17 protein-coding genes and 1 pseudogene are annotated in these 20306 nt (G+C 62.8%); 8 read left to right on the plus strand and 10 right to left on the minus strand.

The features are described 5' to 3' along the window. Window positions 1–21 precede the first annotated feature (21 nt). Together plsB and ACF8E5_RS16345 are read left to right on the plus strand one after the other, a co-directional pair. A complete protein-coding gene (gene plsB, locus ACF8E5_RS16340; protein ID WP_078478993.1) occupies window positions 22–2508 on the plus strand; it encodes a glycerol-3-phosphate 1-O-acyltransferase PlsB in 2487 nt (828 codons plus the stop codon). 28 nt (window positions 2509–2536) lie between these two features. After that, window positions 2537–3223 (plus strand): DUF4197 domain-containing protein, encoded by a 687-nt coding sequence (locus ACF8E5_RS16345; protein ID WP_058639534.1) that lies wholly within the window; start codon window positions 2537–2539, stop codon window positions 3221–3223. A 62-nt stretch (window positions 3224–3285) separates the two neighbouring features. On the opposite strand, the gene ACF8E5_RS16350 is transcribed toward ACF8E5_RS16345, so the two are convergent. Both ACF8E5_RS16350 and ACF8E5_RS16355 read right to left on the minus strand, forming a co-directional pair. Continuing rightward, window positions 3286–6354 carry an efflux RND transporter permease subunit gene (locus tag ACF8E5_RS16350; protein WP_392475538.1) on the minus strand — a complete coding sequence of 1023 codons (3069 nt, stop codon included), beginning with the start codon at window positions 6352–6354 and terminating at the stop codon, window positions 3286–3288. 6 nt (window positions 6355–6360) lie between these two features. After that, complete coding sequence (locus ACF8E5_RS16355) at window positions 6361–7458, minus strand: efflux RND transporter periplasmic adaptor subunit (protein WP_392475539.1); 1098 nt, start codon at window positions 7456–7458, stop codon at window positions 6361–6363. Window positions 7459–7630: 172 nt separating this feature from the next. On the opposite strand from ACF8E5_RS16355, the gene ACF8E5_RS16360 reads away from it, so the two are divergent. Then, window positions 7631–8272, plus strand: coding sequence for a TetR/AcrR family transcriptional regulator C-terminal domain-containing protein (locus ACF8E5_RS16360; protein WP_392475540.1), 642 nt, complete (start codon window positions 7631–7633; stop codon window positions 8270–8272). 256 nt (window positions 8273–8528) lie between these two features. Then, on the plus strand, window positions 8529–9443 hold the full coding sequence (locus tag ACF8E5_RS16365; RefSeq protein ID WP_078478996.1) for an RHS repeat-associated core domain-containing protein: 915 nt from the start codon (window positions 8529–8531) through the stop codon (window positions 9441–9443). A 24-nt stretch (window positions 9444–9467) separates the two neighbouring features. Here ACF8E5_RS16365 and ACF8E5_RS16370 read toward each other — a convergent pair whose 3' ends face one another. After that, the gene (locus tag ACF8E5_RS16370; protein ID WP_058639538.1) at window positions 9468–10244 is read right to left on the minus strand and encodes a class I SAM-dependent methyltransferase; all 777 of its coding nucleotides are present in this window, start codon (window positions 10242–10244) and stop codon (window positions 9468–9470) included. Between the two features lie 102 nt (window positions 10245–10346). On the opposite strand from ACF8E5_RS16370, the gene ACF8E5_RS16375 reads away from it, so the two are divergent. Continuing rightward, window positions 10347–10967 carry a hypothetical protein gene (locus tag ACF8E5_RS16375; protein ID WP_058603739.1) on the plus strand — a complete coding sequence of 207 codons (621 nt, stop codon included), beginning with the start codon at window positions 10347–10349 and terminating at the stop codon, window positions 10965–10967. A gap of 2 nt (window positions 10968–10969) precedes the next feature. Here the strand turns inward: ACF8E5_RS16375 and ACF8E5_RS16380 are convergent, their stop codons facing one another. From ACF8E5_RS16380 to ppc, 7 genes and pseudogenes are all read right to left on the minus strand, one after another. Then, the gene (locus ACF8E5_RS16380) at window positions 10970–11659 is read right to left on the minus strand and encodes an extensin family protein (protein WP_058639539.1); all 690 of its coding nucleotides are present in this window, start codon (window positions 11657–11659) and stop codon (window positions 10970–10972) included. Then, window positions 11656–12488, minus strand: a pseudogene (locus tag ACF8E5_RS16385) (oxaloacetate decarboxylase). The gene ACF8E5_RS16380 and the pseudogene ACF8E5_RS16385 overlap by 4 nt, the downstream one beginning before the upstream one ends. Before the next feature lie 29 nt (window positions 12489–12517). Then, on the minus strand, window positions 12518–13387 hold the full coding sequence (locus ACF8E5_RS16390; protein ID WP_392475541.1) for a DUF72 domain-containing protein: 870 nt from the start codon (window positions 13385–13387) through the stop codon (window positions 12518–12520). Between the two features lie 3 nt (window positions 13388–13390). After that, entirely contained in the window at window positions 13391–13681 is a 291-nt protein-coding gene (locus ACF8E5_RS16395) for a hypothetical protein (RefSeq protein WP_058639542.1), read from the minus strand. Between the two features lie 130 nt (window positions 13682–13811). Continuing rightward, a complete protein-coding gene (gene tsaB / locus ACF8E5_RS16400; protein ID WP_058639543.1) occupies window positions 13812–14486 on the minus strand; it encodes a tRNA (adenosine(37)-N6)-threonylcarbamoyltransferase complex dimerization subunit type 1 TsaB in 675 nt (224 codons plus the stop codon). Window positions 14487–14652: 166 nt separating this feature from the next. Further along, window positions 14653–15303: an adenylate kinase gene (gene adk / locus ACF8E5_RS16405; protein ID WP_078478997.1), complete on the minus strand. Its 651-nt coding sequence runs from the start codon at window positions 15301–15303 to the stop codon at window positions 14653–14655. A 256-nt stretch (window positions 15304–15559) separates the two neighbouring features. Further along, complete coding sequence (gene ppc / locus ACF8E5_RS16410) at window positions 15560–18187, minus strand: phosphoenolpyruvate carboxylase (RefSeq protein ID WP_392475542.1); 2628 nt, start codon at window positions 18185–18187, stop codon at window positions 15560–15562. Window positions 18188–18384: 197 nt separating this feature from the next. Between ppc and ACF8E5_RS16415 the strand changes: the two genes are divergently transcribed. The 3 genes from ACF8E5_RS16415 to ACF8E5_RS16425 all read left to right on the plus strand — a co-directional run bounded on the left by ACF8E5_RS16415 (window position 18385) and on the right by ACF8E5_RS16425 (window position 20252). Further along, the gene (locus tag ACF8E5_RS16415) at window positions 18385–18726 is read left to right on the plus strand and encodes a pilin assembly protein (RefSeq protein WP_392475543.1); all 342 of its coding nucleotides are present in this window, start codon (window positions 18385–18387) and stop codon (window positions 18724–18726) included. 279 nt (window positions 18727–19005) lie between these two features. Continuing rightward, the gene (locus ACF8E5_RS16420; RefSeq protein WP_023534068.1) at window positions 19006–19419 is read left to right on the plus strand and encodes a DUF4398 domain-containing protein; all 414 of its coding nucleotides are present in this window, start codon (window positions 19006–19008) and stop codon (window positions 19417–19419) included. A gap of 50 nt (window positions 19420–19469) precedes the next feature. After that, on the plus strand, window positions 19470–20252 hold the full coding sequence (locus tag ACF8E5_RS16425) for an OmpA family protein (RefSeq protein WP_058639546.1): 783 nt from the start codon (window positions 19470–19472) through the stop codon (window positions 20250–20252). The last annotated feature ends 54 nt before the right edge of the window (window positions 20253–20306 follow it).

Here is a 20306-nt window from a genome sequence, read left to right on the forward strand (position 1 = left end):
CGTCAACCAGGGCCCCTCTTCATGACCCGTTCCCCCCTGCACCGCTTGGTATTCGGTGTTCTGCGCCGATTGTTGTACCTGTGGGTGCGCTCCGAAACCATCAATCAGTCGGCCCTGACCCTCAAGCTCGACCGCAGTCGCCCTGTTTTCTATGCCTTGCCTTCGCCTGCGCTCACGGACCTGGCGGTGCTCGACCACGAATGCACCAAGGCAGGGCTGCCACGCCCGGTACTGCCAGTGGTCGTCGGCCCCCTGCACGAGGCGGCTGCGTTCTTCTATCTCACCCCTGATCCGGACTGGCTGGGGCGCCATGACAAAAGCGGCGCCCCGCCTACCCTGGAGCGTCTGGTAGAAGTGCTCGGCCAGCACGCCGAGGAAGATGCGCAGATCATTCCAGTCAGCGTGTTCTGGGGACAGTCGCCCGACAGCGAGTCGAGCCCGTGGAAGCTGCTGTTCGCCGACAGCTGGGCGGTGACCGGGCGCTTGCGCCGCTTGCTGAGCGTACTGATCCTGGGGCGCAAGACCCGGGTGCAGTTCTCCACCCCGATCCACCTGCGCGAACTGGTGCAGCACAACAAGGGCCACGCCCGCACCGTGCGCATGGCCCAGCGCCTGATGCGCGTGCATTTGCGCAACCTCAAGACAGCGGTCATCGGGCCGGACATCTCCCACCGACGCAACCTGGTCAAAGGCTTGATCCATGCGCCGTTAGTGCGCCAGGCCATCGCCGAGCACGCCGAGCGCGAGCACGTGCCCCAAGCCAAGGCCGAGGCACAGGCCCGCCATTACGGCAATGAAATCGCCTCGGACTACACCTACACGGCCATTCGCTTCCTCGAAGTGGTGCTCAGCTGGTTCTGGCACAAGATCTACGACGGCATCAAGGTCAACCACATCGAGCAGGTGCAGGGCATCGCCCCGGGCCACGAGGTGATCTACGTCCCTTGCCACCGCAGCCACATCGACTACCTGCTGCTGTCGTACCTGCTGTTCAAGAATGGCCTGACACCCCCGCATGTGGCGGCCGGCATCAACCTGAACATGCCCGTGGTGGGCAACCTGCTGCGCCGCGGTGGCGCCTTCTTCATGCGCCGCTCGTTCAAGGGCAACCCGCTCTACACCGCCGTGTTCAACGAATACCTGCACACGCTGTACACCAAAGGCTTCCCGGTGGAGTACTTCGTCGAGGGTGGCCGTTCGCGTACCGGGCGCATGCTGCAGCCACGCACGGGAATGCTGGCCATCACCCTGCGCAGCTTCCTGCGTTCCTCGCGCACGCCAATCGTGTTCGTGCCTGTCTACATCGGGTACGAGCGCGTCCTCGAAGGGCGCACCTACCTGGGTGAGTTGCGCGGGGCGAGCAAGAAGAAAGAATCCATTTTCGATATTTTCAAAGTGCTGGGTGCGCTCAAGCAACGCTTTGGCCAGGTCTACGTCAACTTCGGCGAACCTATCCGCCTGGCCGACTTTCTCGACCAGCAGCAACCCGGCTGGCGAGACCAGGACCACGGGCCGCAGTACCGCCCGGCTTGGCTCAGCGAAACCACGACGCGCCTGGGCGATACCGTGGCCAGGCACTTGAACGGCGCAGCGGCCATCAACCCGGTCAACCTGGTGGCGCTGGCCCTGCTCTCCACCAGCAAGCTGGCCCTGGACGAACGTGCGCTGGTGCGCGTGCTCGACCTGTACCTGGCGTTGATGCGCCAGGTGCCCTACTCCGCCCATACCACATTGCCCGAAGGCGACGGTCAGGCCCTGATCGAGCATGTGCGCGGGATGGATCTGGTGGCAGAGCAGAAAGACGCGCTCGGGCGCATTCTGTACCTGGATGAAAACAACGCGGTACTGATGACCTATTACCGCAACAATGTCCTGCACATCTTTGCCCTGCCGGCCCTGCTGGCAAGCTTCTTCCTCAGCAGCTCACGCATGAGCCGCGCGTTGCTAGGCCAATATGTCCATGCCTTGTACCCCTACTTGCAGGCAGAACTGTTCCTGTGCTGGGAACCTGAGCAGCTCGACGAGGTGATCGACCAATGGCTGGGCGCCTTGGTGGAGCAAGGCTTGCTTCGCCAGGACAATGACATCTTTGTCCGTGCCGCGCCCAGTTCTCGTCAGTTCGTGCTGCTGACCCTACTGGCGCGCAGCATCACCCAGACCCTGCAGCGCTTCTACATGGCGACTTCGCTGCTGCTCAACAGCGGCCAAGGTACCCTGAGCGCCGAAGCGCTCGAAGCGCTGTGCGTGACGATGGCCCAGCGCCTTTCTATTTTGCATGGTCTGAACGCACCGGAATTTTTCGACAAAAGCCTGTTCCGCCACTTTATCCAGACGCTGATCGACCAAGGTGTGCTGCGCGTCAATGCACACGGCAAACTGAGCTACAGCAACAAGCTAGGCGGTTTGGCCGAAGGCGTGGCCAAGCGCGTGCTGTCGGCCGAGCTGCGCTTGTCGATCCGCCAGGTTGCCCTGCACCGGGATGACGGCCTGGCAACAGCGACCCTATGACCCTTTTTCTGATTACAAGGACACTGCCATGACCCGCTCCTCCCTGCGTCTGACCACCCTGTGCGCCGGCCTGCTGCTGTCGGCAAGCGCCTTTGCCCTGTCGCTTGGCGACCTCAGCCAGAAGGACGCCACCGGTGGCCTGAAAGACGCACTGACCCAAGGCGCGCAACTGGCCGTCAAGCAGCTAAGCACGCCGGGCGGCTTCAGCAACAACCCGGACGTGCGTATCGAGCTGCCCGGCAACCTGGGCAAGGCGGCCAAGGCCATGAAAATGTTCGGCAAAGGCGAGCAGGTGGACGCGCTCGAAGCCGGCATGAACAAGGCCGCCGAAGCGGCTGTGCCGCAGGCCCAGGCCATTCTCGTCAACGCCGTGAGAAACATGACCGTGACCGATGCCAAGGGCATCCTTGGCGGCGGTCAGGATTCGGCGACCCAGTACCTGAACAAAAGCAGCCGTGAGCAGATCCGTGCCAAATTCCTGCCGATCGTCAAGCACGCGACCGACCAGGTCGGCGTGGCCCAGCAGTACAACGCCTTTGCCGCACAGGCCAAAGGCCTGGGGCTGATCAAGAATGACGCCAACATCGAAAGCTACGTGACGGAAAAGGCCATGGACGGTTTGTTCGAGATGATCGCCAAACAGGAGCAGAGCATTCGGCAGAACCCTGCCCAGGCCGCCACGAGCCTGGCCAAGAAAGTGTTTGGCGCACTCTGATCGCACCCTGCGAGGGGCTCCTTCGTTAAGTGCGCCCCTTTTACATCGAAGCAACAAAGCCGCTAGTCGCTCTCCCTGACCTTGAACCAAGCGGCATACAACGCCGGGAGAAACAACAGGGTCAGGGCGGTAGCGACGATCAGCCCGCCCATGATCGCCACGGCCATTGGCCCGTAGAACACGCTGCGCGACAACGGGATCATGGCCAGCACAGCCGCCAAGGCGGTCAGCACGATGGGCCGGAAACGGCGCACGGTGGCTTCGACAATGGCTTGCCAGCGCACCAGCCCAGAGGCGATATCCTGCTCGATCTGGTCCACCAGAATGACCGAATTGCGCATGATCATGCCTGCCAGGGCGATGGTCCCCAGCATGGCGACGAACCCGAACGGCTGGTTGAACACCAGCAGGAACAGGGTCACGCCAATCAGGCCCAGCGGCGCTGTCATAAAGACCATGATCGTGCGCGAGAAACTGCGCAGCTGAATCATCAGCAGGCTCAACACGACCACGATGAACAACGGCATGCCGGCATTCACCGATTTCTGCCCCCGCTCGGCATCTTCCACCGTGCCGCCCACCTCCAGCAGGTAACCATCGGGCAACTTGGCCCGGATGCCCTGCAAGGTAGGCTGTACCTGCCCGACCACCGTGGCCGGCTGCACCTTGTCATAGATATCGGCGCGCACGGTCACCGTCGGCAAACGGTCGCGGTGCCAGATGATGCCTTCCTCGAAGCCGTAGGCCAGCGTGGCCACCTGTGACAGAGCCACGCTACGCCCGTTGTCCGTGGGCAGCGACAAGCTTGCAAGCTGACTCAGGTCGTTGCGTTCCTGTGAGGTGCCTCGCAGCAGGATTTCGATCAGTTCATCGTCTTCTCGGTACTGGCTGACCGCGGTGCCCGTCAGCGAGCTTTGCAGGAAACTGGACAACTGGCGGGTGCTGACGCCCAGGGCGCGGGCGCGGTCCTGATCGATTTCCACGAACACGGCCTTGCTGGGTTCTTCCCAGTCCAGGTGCACGTTGACCACATGGGGGTTCTCCCGCACCTTTTCTGCCACCTCCCGGGCCAGGGCGCGGGCCTGTTCGATATGCTCGCCTGTCACCCGAAACTGCACGGGGTAGCCCACCGGTGGACCGTTCTCCAGCCGAGTGATGCGCGCGCGCAGATCAGGGAACTGCTGCTCGACCGTGTTGATCAACCAACTGCGCAAGTTTTCGCGTGCCTGCATGGAGTCGGCCAGCACCACGAATTGGGCGAAGCTGGCGGCAGGCAGTTGCTGATCCAGGGGCAGATAAAAGCGCGGCGACCCTGAGCCGACATAGGCGACATAGTTGACGATGCCCTGTTGCTGCTTGAGCAACTGCTCCAGTTGCCGGACTTTCTCGCCCGTGTTGACCAGCGATGCGCCTTCGGCAAGTTTAAGGTCGACCATCAGCTCAGGACGCCCAGAGGCCGGGAAGAACTGCTGCGGCAAGAAGCGAAACAGGAACACGCTGCCCACGAACACGGCGATGGTCAGCACGATGACGGTCTTGCGGCGCCGTACGCACCATGTCACCACGCGGCGCACGCGCTGGTAGAAGGGCGTGGCATACGGGTCCGGTGCAGCGCCGCCGTTACCGTGGCGAGCGGCGTGTCGCTTGGCCAGGTCCGGCAGCAACCGCTCGCCCAGGTAGGGTACGAAGAGCACGGCGGCCACCCAGGAGGTGAGCAACGCAATGGTCACCACCTGGAAGATCGAACGTGTGTACTCGCCGGTGCTGGAGGCAGCCGTGGCAATGGGCAGAAACCCAGCTGCAGTGATCAGGGTGCCGGTCAGCATGGGGAAGGCCGTGCTGGTCCAGGCATAGCTTGCCGCTTTGAGGCGGTCCAAGCCCTGTTCCATCTTGATCGCCATTATCTCCACGGCAATGATGGCGTCATCGACCAGCAACCCCAGGGCGAGCACCAGCGCACCCAGCGAGATCTTGTGCAGACCGATGCCAAAGTAGTACATGGCGGCGAAGGTCATGGCCAGCACCAGGGGGATGGCCAGGGCTACCACCAACCCCGTGCGCAGGCCTAGCGAAAAGAAACTGACCAACAGGACGATCACCAGTGCCTCGCACAGCACCTGGACGAATTCACCAACCCCTGCCTTCACCGCAGCGGGCTGGTCAGACACCTTGTGCAGCGACATGCCGGCCGGCAAGCCGCGGGCCAGGCGCTCGAATTCCGTTTCCAGGGCCTTGCCCAGGGTCAGGATGTCACCCCCGTCCCTCATCGACACCGCCAGGCCGATGGCGTCTTCGCCCATGAAGCGCATCCGTGGCGCAGGCGGATCGTTGTAGCCCCGGTACACGTGCGCCACGTCGCCCAGGCGAAACGTGCGCTCCCCCACGCGCAGCGGCAACTGGCGAATCTGCTCGACACTGTCGAACCGCCCACTCACCCGCAGTTGCACACGCTCGCTGGGCGTTTCGAAGAACCCGGCCGTGCTTACCGCATTCTGCTCCTGCAACGCCTGCTGCACCGCCTGCAAGGGGATGCCTAGGGTGGCCAGCTTGACGTTGGACAGCTCGATCCAGATCTTTTCGTCCTGCAAACCGATCAGCTCGACCTTGCCCACATCCCTGACCCGCTGCAGCTGGATCTGAATACGGTCTGCATAGTCCTTGAGCACCGCGTAGTCGAAACCCGGCCCTGTCAGCGCATAGATGTTGCCGAACGTGGTGCCGAATTCATCGTTGAAGAACGGGCCCTGCACCTCGAGCGGGAGGGTGTGGCGGATGTCGGCGACCTTCTTGCGTATCTGGTACCACAATGTCGGGATATCGGCTGAGTGCAAGGAATCGCGGGCCATGAAGGTCACCTGCGATTCACCGGGGCGCGAGAACGAGACGATCTTTTCGTACTCGCCGGTTTCCATGAGCTTTTTCTCGATGCGCTCTGTGACCTGGCGCGCCACTTCCTCAGCGGTGGCCCCGGGCCATAAGGTGCGGATGACCATGGCCTTGAAGGTGAAGGGCGGGTCTTCGCTCTGACCCAGCTTGGTGTAGGACAGCGCACCAACGCCTGCGAGCACTATCATCAGGAACAGCACGATCTGGCGGTTGCGCAGCGCCCAGGCAGAGAGGTTGAAACCCATCGTGAGTTACTCCTTGCCCGTCAGGGCGACGGCACGGTTAGCGCGGTCCACGGGTCGCACCTGCTGGCCTTCGCGCAGTACATGGCCGCCGGCTGCCACCACCCAGTCGTCAGCCGTAAGCCCCGCCAGCACAGGCACGCTGTCAGTACCGTAGGCGCCAAGCTGCACCGTGACCCGCTGCACACGGTGCTCGCCAGTGACCCGCCAGACGTACGCCTGGCCGGCTTCAGCCGTGACGGCCGACAGGGGAACCGACAGCGCCGCCTGACCTGGATGGGCGATGAACACCCTGGCGCTCTGACCCAGGGTTGCCGGCACGTCGGCGGAGGTAAAGGCAACCCGAGCCGCGTAGGTTCTGGAGCGAGGATCAGCGGCCGGCGACAGCTCGCGGATCCGCCCTTCGAAGCGCTGCCCCGGGTGCGACCACAGCTCCACGGTGACAGGCTGGCCCACGGCGAAGCGGGCGTATTGCTGCTCGGGAACGGCGATGGCCACTTCGCGCTCGCCGTCAGCTGCCAAGGTGAATACCGTCTGCCCCGCAGCGACGACTTGACCGACCTCGACCTGGCGCCTGGCTATCACCCCTGCCTGGGGCGCACGCAACACCGCGTAGTCTGCCTGGTTGCCGGCCACGTCGAACTCAGCCTTGGCCTGCTTGAGCCGAGCGATTCCAGCGCGGTAGAGGTTTTCGGCGTTGTCGTACTGAGAGTGGCTGATCATCTGCTTGTCGAGCAGTTTCTGGTAACGGTCACGCTCGGTGCGCACCAGCGCCAGGTTGGCCTCGGCACCGGCTAATTGCGCGCGGTTAGCCTCCAACTGAAGGCGCACATCCTGCGGGTCCAGTTCGGCCAGCGGCTGGTTGAGCTTGACCCGTCGCCCTTCTTCCACAAGCCGCTTGCTGACCTTGCCACCGATGCGAAAAGCCAGTTCCGGTTCCAGTCGCGCCCTGACTTCGCCTGGATAAGTATCCGCCACCGCCTCGGCTGGCTGCGGCTGAACCACCAATGCGGGGCGGACCACCGCAGGTGAGGCGGGTTCCTGATTACACGCCGTGAGCATCAACAAGACCACGGGCAGGGCAAGGCTGAGGGCACGGTGCAACATCGGGAATCCCTTCGCAAAATGCTGATCGAATATTTGAACCGGCCGGTATAGTAAGTCAGCCGTCAGAGCGCGGGAAGAGCGTCCCGAGTTTTTTTGGAGCGTTTTCACGGTATTGCGGTCAAGGACAGCGAGCCCAGCTCAAGCCGTATAAGATAGGCAACCTTCTAGGTAGATGCAGATCCCAATGTCCAATGACGTCTCCAGCGGCCCAGGCCGCCCAAAGGACCTTGCCAAGCGCCAGGCCATTCTCGAAGCGGCCAAGTCGTTGTTTCTGAGCCTGGGTTACGCAAGCACCAGCATGGATGCGGTCGCGGCAGCAGCAGGTGTATCGAAGCTTACGGTGTACAGCCACTTCACCGACAAGCAGACGCTTTTCTGCTCGGCGGTCATGGCCACCTGCCAGATCCAGCTGCCTGACCTGTTGTTCGAGTACCCCGAAGGTGTACCAGTAGAAGAGGTACTGCTGACAATTGCCCGTGGTTTCCAGGCACTGATCAGCAGTGACGAAGCGGTCAAGCTCAGCCGCCTGATCATGGCCCAGGGCAGCCTGGACCCGAGCTTTGGCGAATACTTTTACGAAGCCGGGCCCAAGCGCGTGCTGGCCGGAATGGAAGCGCTGCTGCGTGCGGCCCATGAGCGCGGGCTACTGCGCATAGACAACCCGCTGCGTGCGGCAGAGCACTTCTTCTGCCTGGTCAAGGGGGCACCGGATTACCGGTTATTGCTGGGGTGCGCAGCGCGGCTGGAGGAGGATGAGGCCGAGGTGCATGTACGCGAGGTGGTGGGGGTATTCTTGCGGGCATTCAAACCCTGAGGCGTAAACGGGCCTTTGTGTGCGGCCTTGTGTCGCGAAAAGGCCGTAGAGCCCCAGCAATATTCGCGACAACGCTGGAATCACGGGCTGCCTTGCAGCCCTTTCGCGATACAAGGCCGATCCTGCGCGGACCACGCTCGCCAATTGGCCAGAGCCTATTTAACCAACACGCCCATGACTACTGGCATTATTGCCAGTAGTCAACCCTGAAACTCTTCAACAAGCTCGTATCCTCTACGACTATGAGCACACCCCCATGAAAGCGCGAACACTGAAGATCTTTTACAAAGGCAATAAGCTTTCGACTTTGTATACAGGCAGTACTCACCAGACAGTGCTCAGCGCCAATAGCCAGAACCTATGCGAAACGACAAGCCTACCTTCGCAAGCGAGCCTCCTGGCTACAGACGCACAATCGTCGACCGTCAACATTGTCTCAGAAAGCCAGACGACCATTAACTACGGCCCCTACGGCAATGACAGTAGCCCGCCTGACAATCCCTTGTTATCTCGATTCACAGGCCAGAGTTGGTTACCCGCCGCCATAGGCTACTTGCTGGGTAATGGTCACCGCCTGTTCAATCCAGAGCTGATGCGCTTTTACAGTGTGGACAGCTTGTCACCATTTGGAAAAGGGGGAATCAATGCTTACGCCTACTGCAGCAATGACCCGATTAACCGATCGGACCCAAGTGGCCGATATACTTCGTTCTTCAAGTGGCGAAAAGGCGGATACTCGTATCAAAAGCTTTCACCCAAGCTATACACCCCCAACTCCAGCTTGTCCGCTAACGAACACATGGCGCTCGGCAAATCGCTAAAGAAACGCCTATCAGGTGCAAGGACTATGCTGAGTGATGCGACCGATCGGGGGCGCACAGAGAAGATCCAGCACGCAAATCATATTATCGAGAGGCTTGATAAGGAAAAAATGCTATACGACATGTATTCGGCTACACGCTCGTCAAAATGGCGATATACGCGGAACGAGGTGGCCGTCAGCCTGGCTCTGGTACCAGACTCCCAAACCCCGCCTCCAGGTCCAAGTTCAAGTCCAAGTCCAAGTCGCCGACCTTCCGTCGACTCCCAAGTTAGTCTCGCATTCTATGAGGAAAACGAGGATGCAATCATGGATGCACTACGGGAAGATCTCCGCAGACTTCGGGAATGATCACACTGGCCGATACATTTCCTTTTAAGCTTTCAACGCCTTCTTGGGGTAAATGTCATACCGGCTCGACTTGCCCTCCAGGCTATGGCTCGGCTTCGGCCCGTCGATGATCGGTGCCTTGCGCGGGCGCTTCACCACCACCCGATGGCTGGCCAGCGCCAGGGCAGCTTCAAGCAGGGCCGGGGCATCCAGGTCATCACCCACCAAGGGCCGGAACACGCGCATTTCCTTTTTCACCAGAGCGCTCTTGTCGCGGTGCGGGAACATCGGGTCGAGGTAGATGACCTGTGGTGCCTCGCCTTCCCAGGCGCGCATACGCTCGATGGCGTTGCCGGCCAGCAGGCGCATGCGCCCGACAATCGGGCCCACCTCTTCATCCGCACGGGCGCGCGCCAGGCCATCTTCCAGCAACGCGGCGATCAGCGGCTGGCGCTCGATCAGGGTTATCTGGCAGCCCAGGCTGGCCAGCACGAACGCATCCTTGCCCAGCCCCGCCGTGGCATCCAGCACCTGCGGCCGTATGCCTTGGGCGATGCCCACCGCCTTGGCGATCATCTGCCCGTTGCCACCGCCAAACTGGCGCCGGTGCGCGGCCTGGCCTTCGACGAAGTCGACCCGCACCGGCCCCGGGGCCTGCGGCCCCAGCTGCTGGATCTGCAAGCCGTCAGCGCCGATCTGCACGGCGAAGCCGGCGCTCTCGTCCTGTAGCGGCAGGCCTAGGCGTTCAGCCCAACCCTTGGCCTGCTCCGCGTACTCAGCCGACATCGCCTCGACCCTGATACCCGCACCTTGCTCTTCCATCGTCTACACCTAAAAATCAAACCAAGCCTTAATGAATCAGCAGCCACGGCCGATACAGGCAATATCCCGCTATTCTGCCAGAGCACAACGCGCGCGACTGCCATGTCAGAAATTCTTCCTATCGGCTTGACCTACCTGTCGCCTGTCGACAACTACAGTCAGCACAATACCCAGGCACTGGGGGGCGTCAGCCACCTGTGGCAGGATTTCTTCGCCCGGGCAATGGCCGAGCAGCCTGAAACGCCCGTCGACAGCGTCAGCCAGTCATTCGTGCAGTACGACCAGGACAGCGGAGAACCTGTTGGCGGTGCGCGTGCCTTGGCGCTGATCGACGCACAACGCGCCTGCCCGGTGCAAGACACGGTGGTCGCGCCGCCCGAGCCGTTGTTCCTGCCCAAGGCCGAACTGGAGGCCAACCTGCTGCCGCCTGCCCCTGAGCCGTTCGGTGCGCTGGAAATGATCGAGCAGCAGCGCCAGCTCGATATCGACAACAGTTGGGTTCGGCCCGTGGTCGCCCGCCAGGGCCAACCGGTCGCCGAGCCGGGGCCCGGCCCTGCGCCACGGCCGCTGTTCCTGCCGATCGCCGAATTCGACAGCACCCTGCTGGACCCGGCCCCCGAACCGTTCGATGAGCCGACCCTGGCACGCCAGCAGCACGACCTGGCCTTCGACATGCACTGGGCGCGCCCAGTGGTGTTGAACAATGTGCGCGCCTACGCCTGAGGCTAACGGCACACCTGCCAACGGCCCATGTCCACGTGAAAGTGATCGCGGTGCGCGGCGTTGTACTCCGGCCCCAGAACCGTGCTGAAGTGCTCGCACGCTGCCTGACGTACCTCACGCAGGAACACCGCCTTGTCCCCGCTCCCCTGCCAGTCGCGCGCCAGAACGATACGTTGGCCGTCGCGCAGACGAAACCCGGCAATGTCCAGAGCGTTGGCGCTGGCATGCTGGCTCAAGCGCCCTGCCTTGCGGTTGTAGACGTTGCGGCAGGCAAAGCTGCCCAGGTGATCGACCTGCACCACCGGCTGGCCCAGCACGCGCTGAGCCACCGGCTGCAGGCCATGGCGCTCGAACAAGGCGTAGGCGACCGCCAGCGGGCAACTGGCCAGGAAACTGCTGCTCAGGCGGGCCTGGCCACCCTCGATACGCCAGACATTGCTCAGCGGGCATTTGGCCGAAGCAGGGCTGTCAGCCTGCGCCCGGTAGCGCAGTTGACTGCTCTGAAGCGCCTGCTGGCAAAGCGCCGGGTCGTCGCGCAGGCGCTTGAGCTTGAAGCCAGTCAGCCAGTTGGGTGGCTGGCTAACGTCCAAGGGGGCCAGCGGGTTCCACTGCGCAGGCGGGCGCCAGCCCAGATGCCACGCCTGGCCGGCCGCCAGCACCAGTACGCCCAGAAGCGCCAGAACGACCTTCATCCGCGACGGAACAGGTCATTGAGCTGGTCGAACGGCAAGGCCTCTTCGGCGTAGCCGAAAGTACCCTGCTCACGGATTTCCTGCGCTGCACGCTGCAAGGCGCCAAAGGCCACACGCGCCATCGACGAACCCACGCTGATGCGCCGTACACCCAGGTCCTGAAGCTGGTTGACGCACAACGGCACCCCCGCCATGCCCATCAGCACGTTCACCGGGCGCGGGGCCAGCGCCTGCACCACTGCCCGCACTTCCTCGGCCGTACGCAGGCCAGGGGCGTAGAGCACGTCGGCGCCCGCCTCGGCGAACGCTTGCAGGCGCTCGATGGTGTCGTCCAGGTCCTGGCGACCGTGCAGCAGGTTTTCCGCGCGCGCGCACAAAGTGAAGGGAAACGGCAGGCTGCGCGCCGCCTGCACGGCAGCACGGACACGCTCCACCGCAAGGCCCCGTTCATAGATGGGCGTCGCGGCGCGGCCACTGGCGTCCTCGATGGAGCCACCGACCAGCCCCGCCTCTGCAGCGCGCAGGATGGCCTGGGCGCAATCCTCGGGCGAATTCCCGAAGCCGTTCTCAAGGTCCGCAGCGACCGGCAACGCGGTGGCGTCGACGATTTCGCCTGCGTTGTCCAGCACGTCATCGAGGCTCAGCGCCCTTCGGCATCCGGCCGCCCCAGGCTGAAGGCAAGCCCGGCGCTGGTGCTGGCCAAGGCCTCGAAACCCAGGCTGGCCAGCAGCTTGGCTGAACCTGCGTCCCAGGGGTTGGGCATGACGAAGACGCCATCGCGTTGATGCAAGGCCTTGAAGGCTTCGGCTCGCAGGGTTTGCACATCCATGATCAAGCACTCCGGCAGTCGGGAAGAAATCAAAGTAGACCCAGCTGTTCGACCTCCGGCGCTCGCGGCAATTCCGGCAGTGCGGCCAGCCCAGGCAGGCGCTGCATGAGCCGCTGGTGGAAACGCTGAGCCAACGCGGCCGCCAGGCGGTTGTCAGCCGTATGCAAGAAGATGTACGGGCTGCGCCCCTCCTCGATCCATGCGGCCAGCTTGTCCACCCAAGGGGTCAGGAAGGGTTCGTTGTATTCAAGCGCCGGATGGCCGATGAAGCGCACCTGCGGATGCTGAGTGAAAGCAGCTGGTCGTGGTGGAACATTGGGTTTCTTGGACTGGGCGTGCACGATGGCAGGGTCCGTGGAAGTGCAGCTGAACAACGCTCTCGGGTCGAGACATACCCGCTCGACGCCCAACTGGGCCAGCAGCCGGTTGAGCGCGCGTTCTTCCTCACCTTTGGCGAAGAACGCCGGGTGACGCACTTCCACCGCCACGCTCACGCCCACCTGCTCCAGAAACTGGCTCAGCTCTTCCAGTCGCCCCGGCCCATACAAAGCGGGCAACTGCAGCCAGTAAGGAGACACGCGTGCCCCGAGCGGCGCCATCAGGCGAATGAAGTCAAAGGCAGGTTCGAGATGGTCGCGCAGGTCGCCACCGTGGCTGATGTCGCGGGGGAACTTGGCCGTGAAGCGAAAATGCGCCGGCATCGTTGCCGCCCACCGGGCCACCGTGGCAGGTGATGGCCTGGCATAGAACGTGGTGTTGCCTTCGACGGCATTGAATACCTGGCTGTACAGCCCAAGCATCTGCGCGGCGCTGGCGTCAGCAGGGTACAGGTACTCACGCCAGGCGTTTTCGCTCCACGACGGGCAACCAATGAAATAGGGGATGGACGGCAGGCTCATCCGTCAAATGTACAGGTCGAGCCCCAGTACTTCCATGTCCCAGTCAGTAAAGCCTGCTGTGCTCAGGTAACTGGCAAGGGCCGAGGCGGTGCGCCGGTCACGGGCGCGGGGGAACACCATGTCTTGCTGACGGGCTGGCAGCGTGCTGGCACGGCGACGAGCAGCAGGCTCCTGAGGTGCCATGGCAGCCTCTTCTACCAGTTCGACATCATCGGCCACGTCATCATGCACGGCCGCCTTGCGCGGCGTACGCTTGATCGGAAAGGACTGTGATGAGAAACCGTCGACACGCATGGCATGAGCACCCGGGACCAATGATGGCAATTTAGCAGCATTGATGGCCCGCCGCTAACGCTCGATTGAGAACTTGACCACACTTTGTGCAAAAGGTTGTAGCACTATCGAGAGCGCCCGACGAACAGCCTCACTGTTTTTTGGGCGTGGCCACGTTGTCACGCAGGTAGATCGGCTGGGCCTGCTCGGCTGCGATGGCTTCACCCCGGTCCCAGGCAAAGCGGGCCAGGCTCAGTACATCAAGGGCGCTGGGCAAGGCAGAAGGGTCGCTTGCGCCAACAGTGACCGCCAGGCGCTCGGCATAGCCCCAGCCCGTGCCTGCCCCAAACCAAAGTCCTTGTGCCCCGGCTGGCAACGCCACGCGTTCAGGTGGCAGTACCGCTTCATCGCCTTGCAGGCGCATTTCCCCCGCTACGGCCTGATAGCAGCCCCAGTACACCTCGTCCATACGCGCGTCGATGGCGGCGGCCACTTGCTGGGCACCCTGTTGACGCAATGCGCCCTGGGCCAGCGCGGCGAGGTTGGACACCGGCAATACGGGCCGCTCCAGGGCGAAAGCCAGCCCTTGTACCACGCCGATGGCAATGCGCACGCCAGTGAACGCACCCGGGCCACGGCCGAACGCAATGGCATCGACCGTGCCCAGGGCGACGCCGGATTCGGCCAGCAGCTGCTTGATCATCGGCAGCAACTTCTGGGCATGCATGCGCGGGATCACCTCGTAGTGGCTGGTTACCTCGCCGTTATGCAGCAGTGCAACGGAACAGGCTTCGGTAGCGGTATCCAGGGCCAACAAGGTGGTCATCGAACAGGTATCCAGGTGTGAGTGGAAAAAAGCGGGAGTATAGAGCAGCGGCGCCTTCGTGTCCCAAACCCCCTCCGTGTGGGCCGCCAGGGATACCACAGCATCGCACGAGGCCAAAAACGACGACGGCCCGCAAGCGGGCCGTCGTTCAATGACAACGTGCCGATCAGCTCAGCGCGGCCAGCACCTTGGCAGTAATCGCCTCCACCGAGCCCACACCTTCGATGTGGCTGTACTTGGGCTTGCCACCGTTGGCAGCCGACAGCTTCTGGTAGAAGTCCACCAGTGGCTTGGTCTGGCTGTGGTAGACCGACAGGCGATGGCGAACGGTTTCTTCCTTGTCGTCATCGCGCTGGATCAGGTCTTCGCCGGTGGCATCGTCCTTGCCATCGACCTTCGGCGGGTTGTACTGGATATGGTAGGTACGGCCCGAGGCCAGGTGCACACGGCGGCCTGCCATGCGGCCAACGATTTCTTCGTCGTCCACGGCGATCTCGACCACGGCATCGATATCCACGCCTGCAGCGACCATGGCCTCTGCCTGCGGGATGGTGCGCGGGAACCCGTCGAACAGGCAACCGTTGGCGCAATCAGGCTGGGCGATGCGCTCTTTGACCAAGCTGATGATCAACTCGTCGGAGACCAGCTGGCCGGCATCCATGACTTTTTTCAGCTCAAGGCCCAGGGGCGTGCCGGCCTTGACCGCAGCACGCAGCATGTCACCAGTGGAGATCTGTGGAATACCGAACTTTTCGGTGATGAACTTTGCCTGAGTACCTTTACCGGCCCCGGGAGCTCCCAGCAGAATTACGCGCATCTTGTGCTCCTCAAATTTTTGTATGCAATTCAATGGATTCGGCAACCAGGGCCAAGTCCGGAAATTCGGTATGACCATGAATCGGTCAGAAGGCTGCTCAAGATACACAGCGCCTGCCAGCCCGACAAGCGTCCCAAAGTTGCATGAATGCACCACTTCAGGTCGAGCGGGCAAGTGGTTGCGCCCAGCGCAACCCCCGTACCGTAGCTGTTCGGTGCCCCCCTGCGCCGTTCTGGAGCAGACCTGCCCCCTCCCCTCAACCGGTGTTGCGCAGCCCTGCGGCAATACCGGCGATGGTCACCAGCAATGCCTGCTCCAGCGGGCTGTCCAGAGCGGCCTGGCGGTTACGCGAACGGGCCAGCAGTTCTGCCTGTAGCCGATGCAGCGGGTCCAGGTACGTGTTGCGCAGGCGGATGAATTCCAGCGTTTCAGGGCTATGCGCCAGTAGCACCTGCTGCCCAGTCAGGTTCAGCACCACCTGGCACGACTGCGACAATAGGTCGCGCAGTTGCGCACCTAAAGGCAGCAGGTGCGGTTGCACCAGACGTTGGTCGTAGGCCTCTGCAATTTGTGCATCGGCTTTGGCCAGGACCATCTCCAGCATGTCGATGCGCGTGCGGAAAAACGGCCACTGCTCGCGCATCTGCGCAAGCAACGGGCCCTGCCCGGCGGCCAGCGCATTGCTCAGTGCCGTTTCCCAACCCAGCCAGGCTGGCAGCATCAGTCGGGTCTGGGTCCAGCCGAAGATCCAGGGTATGGCGCGCAGGCTTTCGATACCGCCGGCACGTCGCTTGGCCGGGCGACTGCCCAACGGCAGGCGCCCCAACTCCTGCTCGGGGGTCGACTGGCGGAAGTACTCGACGAAATCCGGGTGCTCACGCACCACGTCGCGGTAAGCCTTGACCCCATCGGCAGCCATCTGGTCCATGAGGTCGCGCCACGCCGGCTGCGGGGGCGGCGGTGGCAGCAGCGTGGCTTCGAGCACGGCGGCCAGGTAGAGGTTGAGGTTCTGCTCGGCTATGCCGGGCAAGCCGAATTTGAAGCGGATCATCTCCCCTTGTTCGGTGGTGCGGAATCGCCCCGCCACCGAACCCGGAGGTTGCGACAAAATGGCGGCGTGAGCCGGGCCGCCGCCGCGCCCCACCGTACCGCCCCGGCCATGGAACAATAGCAACTCGACCTGGTGCTCGGCGCAAATGCGCACCAGGCTTTCCTGCGCGCGGTATTGGGCCCAGGCAGCGGCCGTGGTGCCCGCATCCTTGGCCGAGTCGGAGTAGCCGATCATGACCTCCTGAGGGCCGTGCAGCCCGGCGCGATAACTGGGCAGCGCCAACAGCCGCTGCATCACAGAGCCCGCGTTATCCAGGTCGGCCAGGGTTTCGAACAGCGGCACCACCCGCATCGGGCGGGCCAGGCCGGTCTCCTTGAGCAGCAATTGCACCGCCAGCACGTCCGACGCGGCACCTGCCATTGAAATCACATACGAGCCCAGCGAGGCGCCTGGCGCAGCGGCGATTTCCCGGCAGGTGGCCAGAACCTCGGCCGTCTCGTCCTGAGGCTCGAAGTGGGCTGGCAGCAGTGGCCTGCGGTTGGCCAGCTCCTGTTGCAGGAAGCCGATACGCTGTTCCTCATCCCAGTCGGCATACCGGCCCATGCCCAGGTACTCGGTGATTTCGCTCAACGCATCACGGTGGCGCGCGGCATCCTGGCGCACGTCCAGCCTGACCAGGAACAGGCCGAAGGTCACGGCCCGGCGCAGGCAGTCCAGCAGCGGGCCATCGGCAATGATGCCCATGCCGCAGTCATGCAGCGACTGGTGACACAACTGCAACGGTGCAACCAGCTCGCGGTTGTCCACCAGCACGTCAGGCCCAGGCGGTACGCTGGCAGACAGAGCCGAATGCGCCCAACTGCGTGTTGCCCGCAAGCGGTCGCGCAGTTGCTTGAGCAGCGCACGGTAAGGCTCCGGACTGTCGCCCACGTGCTCGCGCAAGGCAGCACTGGCCTGTTGCATGGAAAGTTCTGCCGCCAGTGCATCGATGTCGCGCAGGAACAGGTCCGCTGCCATCCAGCGCGCCAGCAGCAGGACTTCTCGGGTGACCTTGGCGGTGACATTGGGGTTGCCGTCCCGGTCACCGCCCATCCACGAAGCGAAGCGGATGGGGGCTGCCGTCAGTGGCAGACGCTGGCCGGTCGCCTCGTGCAAGGCATGATCGACTTTGCGCAGGTGGTTGGGGATGGCCTGCCACAACGAGTGCTCGATCACGGCGAAGCCCCACTTGGCCTCATCCACGGGCGTTGGGCGCGTACGGCGTATCTCTTCGGTATGCCAGGCCTCGGCAATGAGACGGCGCAAGCGCTCGCGGATTTGCGCGGTTTCAGCAGGCGTCAGGTCGCGATGATCCTGGGCGGCCAGCTGGGCGGCGATGGCGTCGTACTTCTGGATCAGGGTACGTCGCGAGACTTCGGTAGGGTGCGCGGTGAGCACCAGCTGGATATCCAGGTCAGCCAGCTGCTGCGCCAGGGCCTGATCGTCATGGCCGGCCTGCTTGAGGCGGGCCAGCAGCTCAGGCAGCACGCGCGCCTCGAAAGGCTCGGGCTGATCGGCATCGCGACGCCGTATCAGCTGGTATTGCTCGGCCATGTTGGCCAGGTTGAGGAACTGGTTGAACGCCCTGGCCACCGGCAACAGCTCATCATCATCCAGGTCACCCAGGGTCGAGCTGAGTTCTTCGCCTGAACTGCGTCGATCAGCTTTCGCACTGTGGCGAATGTCCTCGATCTTCTGCAAAAACTCATCGCCATATTGATGACGAACAGTCTCGCCGAGCAACTCTCCCAGCACATGGACATCTTCACGCAGACGCACATCGATATCGGTCATTGGCCCTCTCCGTGGCGCAGCTCGAGCGCCTGGCATGCCTTGTTAGGCTCATCGCGCCGCCTATGAGGCCGCGACCTCTTGCCAGAGTGCCAAGAGCAAGGCGGCGATGGCAAGCCATGCGCAGCCAAAGCAAACTAATGTTGATGGTCACCACTCTCATGCCTTGCATGCCCTAGCAGGCGCTAACAGAGGTCATCATGAAAATTCGTGAACTCGCCCAGCACTGGGAACAGAACGCGGCCGGCACCCTCAGCCGTACCGAACATGTGTTGCACCTTGATCTGGAGTCCGAAGCGCGCCTGGCGGCGCTCATCGACATGTACCCCAAGCGTACCGCCGAAGCGCTGCTTGGCGAATTGGTCGGTGCGGCGCTGGAGGAGCTGGAGGCAAGCTTCCCCTACGTGCAGGGGCATCAGGTCATCGCCACCGATGAGGAAGGCGATCCCCTGTACGAGGACGTAGGGCCCACACCTCGTTTTCTCGCCCTTTCACGTCAGCATCTGCATGCCCTGATTGAAGCTGAGAACGATGAGAAATGATCTTCGCATGGCCACGATTTCGGGTGCCGATCAGGACCAAAACCGCTTGGGCGGGCAAAAGTTCCGCTGGATTGCAGCTGACCGATTAGTCAGAAAGAGTTACTCGTAATCTGGACTTTTTACTGAACTATTCGAAAATTCTTCCAGTCGGAGCCAATAGCCATCACGCTAAAACCCTGCACACCGGTACTTGTGCGCCATCGAGCTCAAGCGCATGAAAACGGTCCGGGGAATGAGCGATGGACTGCTACGGACATCGTCATTATCAGGAGTGATCCAATGGAGCTGACCACCATGAAAACCCGCACTGTCAAACCTTCATCCACTTACGTGCGCGGGTTCAAGCTGGCCGCGCTGGCCCTGGGCAGTAGCCTGGTCCTGGCTGGCTGTGCAGGCAACCCGCCCACCGAACAGTACGCCGTGACCCAGTCCGCCGTGAACTCTGCCGTCAGCGCAGGCGGCACCGAGTACGCTGCTGTCGAAATGAAAGCCGCTCAGGACAAGTTCAAGCAGGCCGAAATCGCCATGCATGACAAGAAGTACGACGAAGCCAAGCGTCTGGCCGAACAGGCCGAATGGGACGCGCGTCTCGCCGAACGTAAGGCCCAGGCGGCCAAGGCCCAGAAGGCCGTGCAGGACGCCCGTCAAGGCGCCCAGGACGTACGTGAGGAAGGCCTGCGCAGCGCTCAGTGAGCCCTGCCCTGTCTCCCTTAGCCTTCGCACTCGATCAAAGGATGAACACTATGCGCAAACACGTCATGATTCCCGCCCTCCTGGCCCTGAGCGTCGGTCTCGCTGCCTGCTCGCACGACCCGAACGCCAACCTGGAAGCGGCTCGTACCAACTTCTCCTCCCTGCAGAGCGATCCGCAGGCCAGCAAAGTGGCTGCCCTTGAAACCAAGGACGCCCAGGACTGGCTGAACAAGGCCGACAAGGCCTACATGGACCGTGAAGACGAGCAGAAGGTCGACCAACTGGCCTACCTGACCAACCAGCGCGTTGAAGTGGCCAAGCAGACCATTGCCCTGCGCACCGCCGAAGGCGACCTGAAAAACGCCGCCGCGCTGCGCGCGCAGGCCAAGCTGGACGCCCGTGACGCCCAGATCGCCAAGCTGCAGCAGAGCCTGAACGCCAAGCAGACCGACCGCGGCACCCTGGTGACCTTCGGCGACGTGCTGTTCGACTTCAACAAGGCTGAGCTCAAGAGCAATGCCTACCCGAACATCACCAAGCTGGCTCAGTTCCTCCAGGAAAACCCTGAGCGCAAGGTGATCGTCGAGGGTTACACCGACAGCGTCGGCTCGGCCAGCTACAACCAGTCCCTGTCCGAGCGTCGCGCCGGCAGCGTGCGCATGGCACTGGTCCGCGCCGGTGTAGACCCAGCTCGCATCGTTGCCCAAGGCTACGGCAAGGAGTATCCGGTAGCGGATAACTCCAGCAACTCGGGCCGCGCCCAAAACCGTCGCGTGGAAGTCACCATCTCCAACGACAACCAGCCTGTTGCACCGCGTTCTTCGATGAAGTAACGCCGCACGGCAGGACGAAGAACCCCGCGTTGGAGCGTCCCTCCAGCGCGGGGT

Source organism: Pseudomonas sp. WSY_20 (genome assembly GCF_043104335.1).
Lineage (GTDB): Bacteria > Pseudomonadota > Gammaproteobacteria > Pseudomonadales > Pseudomonadaceae > Aquipseudomonas > Aquipseudomonas parafulva_B.

Bases quoted from the DNA above. Each gene is read 5' to 3' on its own strand.
- plsB (WP_078478993.1), top strand. From the start codon at position 22: ATGACCCGTTCCCCCCTGCACCGCTTGGTATTCGGTGTTCTGCGCCGA.
- ACF8E5_RS16345 (WP_058639534.1), top strand. From the start codon at position 2,537: ATGACCCGCTCCTCCCTGCGTCTGACCACCCTGTGCGCCGGCCTGCTG.
- ACF8E5_RS16350 (WP_392475538.1), bottom strand. From the start codon at position 6,354: ATGGGTTTCAACCTCTCTGCCTGGGCGCTGCGCAACCGCCAGATCGTG.
- ACF8E5_RS16355 (WP_392475539.1), bottom strand. From the start codon at position 7,458: ATGTTGCACCGTGCCCTCAGCCTTGCCCTGCCCGTGGTCTTGTTGATG.
- ACF8E5_RS16360 (WP_392475540.1), top strand. From the start codon at position 7,631: ATGCAGATCCCAATGTCCAATGACGTCTCCAGCGGCCCAGGCCGCCCA.
- ACF8E5_RS16365 (WP_078478996.1), top strand. From the start codon at position 8,529: ATGAAAGCGCGAACACTGAAGATCTTTTACAAAGGCAATAAGCTTTCG.
- ACF8E5_RS16370 (WP_058639538.1), bottom strand. From the start codon at position 10,244: ATGGAAGAGCAAGGTGCGGGTATCAGGGTCGAGGCGATGTCGGCTGAG.
- ACF8E5_RS16375 (WP_058603739.1), top strand. From the start codon at position 10,347: ATGTCAGAAATTCTTCCTATCGGCTTGACCTACCTGTCGCCTGTCGAC.
- ACF8E5_RS16380 (WP_058639539.1), bottom strand. From the start codon at position 11,659: ATGAAGGTCGTTCTGGCGCTTCTGGGCGTACTGGTGCTGGCGGCCGGC.
- ACF8E5_RS16390 (WP_392475541.1), bottom strand. From the start codon at position 13,387: ATGAGCCTGCCGTCCATCCCCTATTTCATTGGTTGCCCGTCGTGGAGC.
- ACF8E5_RS16395 (WP_058639542.1), bottom strand. From the start codon at position 13,681: ATGCGTGTCGACGGTTTCTCATCACAGTCCTTTCCGATCAAGCGTACG.
- tsaB (WP_058639543.1), bottom strand. From the start codon at position 14,486: ATGACCACCTTGTTGGCCCTGGATACCGCTACCGAAGCCTGTTCCGTT.
- adk (WP_078478997.1), bottom strand. From the start codon at position 15,303: ATGCGCGTAATTCTGCTGGGAGCTCCCGGGGCCGGTAAAGGTACTCAG.
- ppc (WP_392475542.1), bottom strand. From the start codon at position 18,187: ATGACCGATATCGATGTGCGTCTGCGTGAAGATGTCCATGTGCTGGGA.
- ACF8E5_RS16415 (WP_392475543.1), top strand. From the start codon at position 18,385: ATGAAAATTCGTGAACTCGCCCAGCACTGGGAACAGAACGCGGCCGGC.
- ACF8E5_RS16420 (WP_023534068.1), top strand. From the start codon at position 19,006: ATGGAGCTGACCACCATGAAAACCCGCACTGTCAAACCTTCATCCACT.
- ACF8E5_RS16425 (WP_058639546.1), top strand. From the start codon at position 19,470: ATGCGCAAACACGTCATGATTCCCGCCCTCCTGGCCCTGAGCGTCGGT.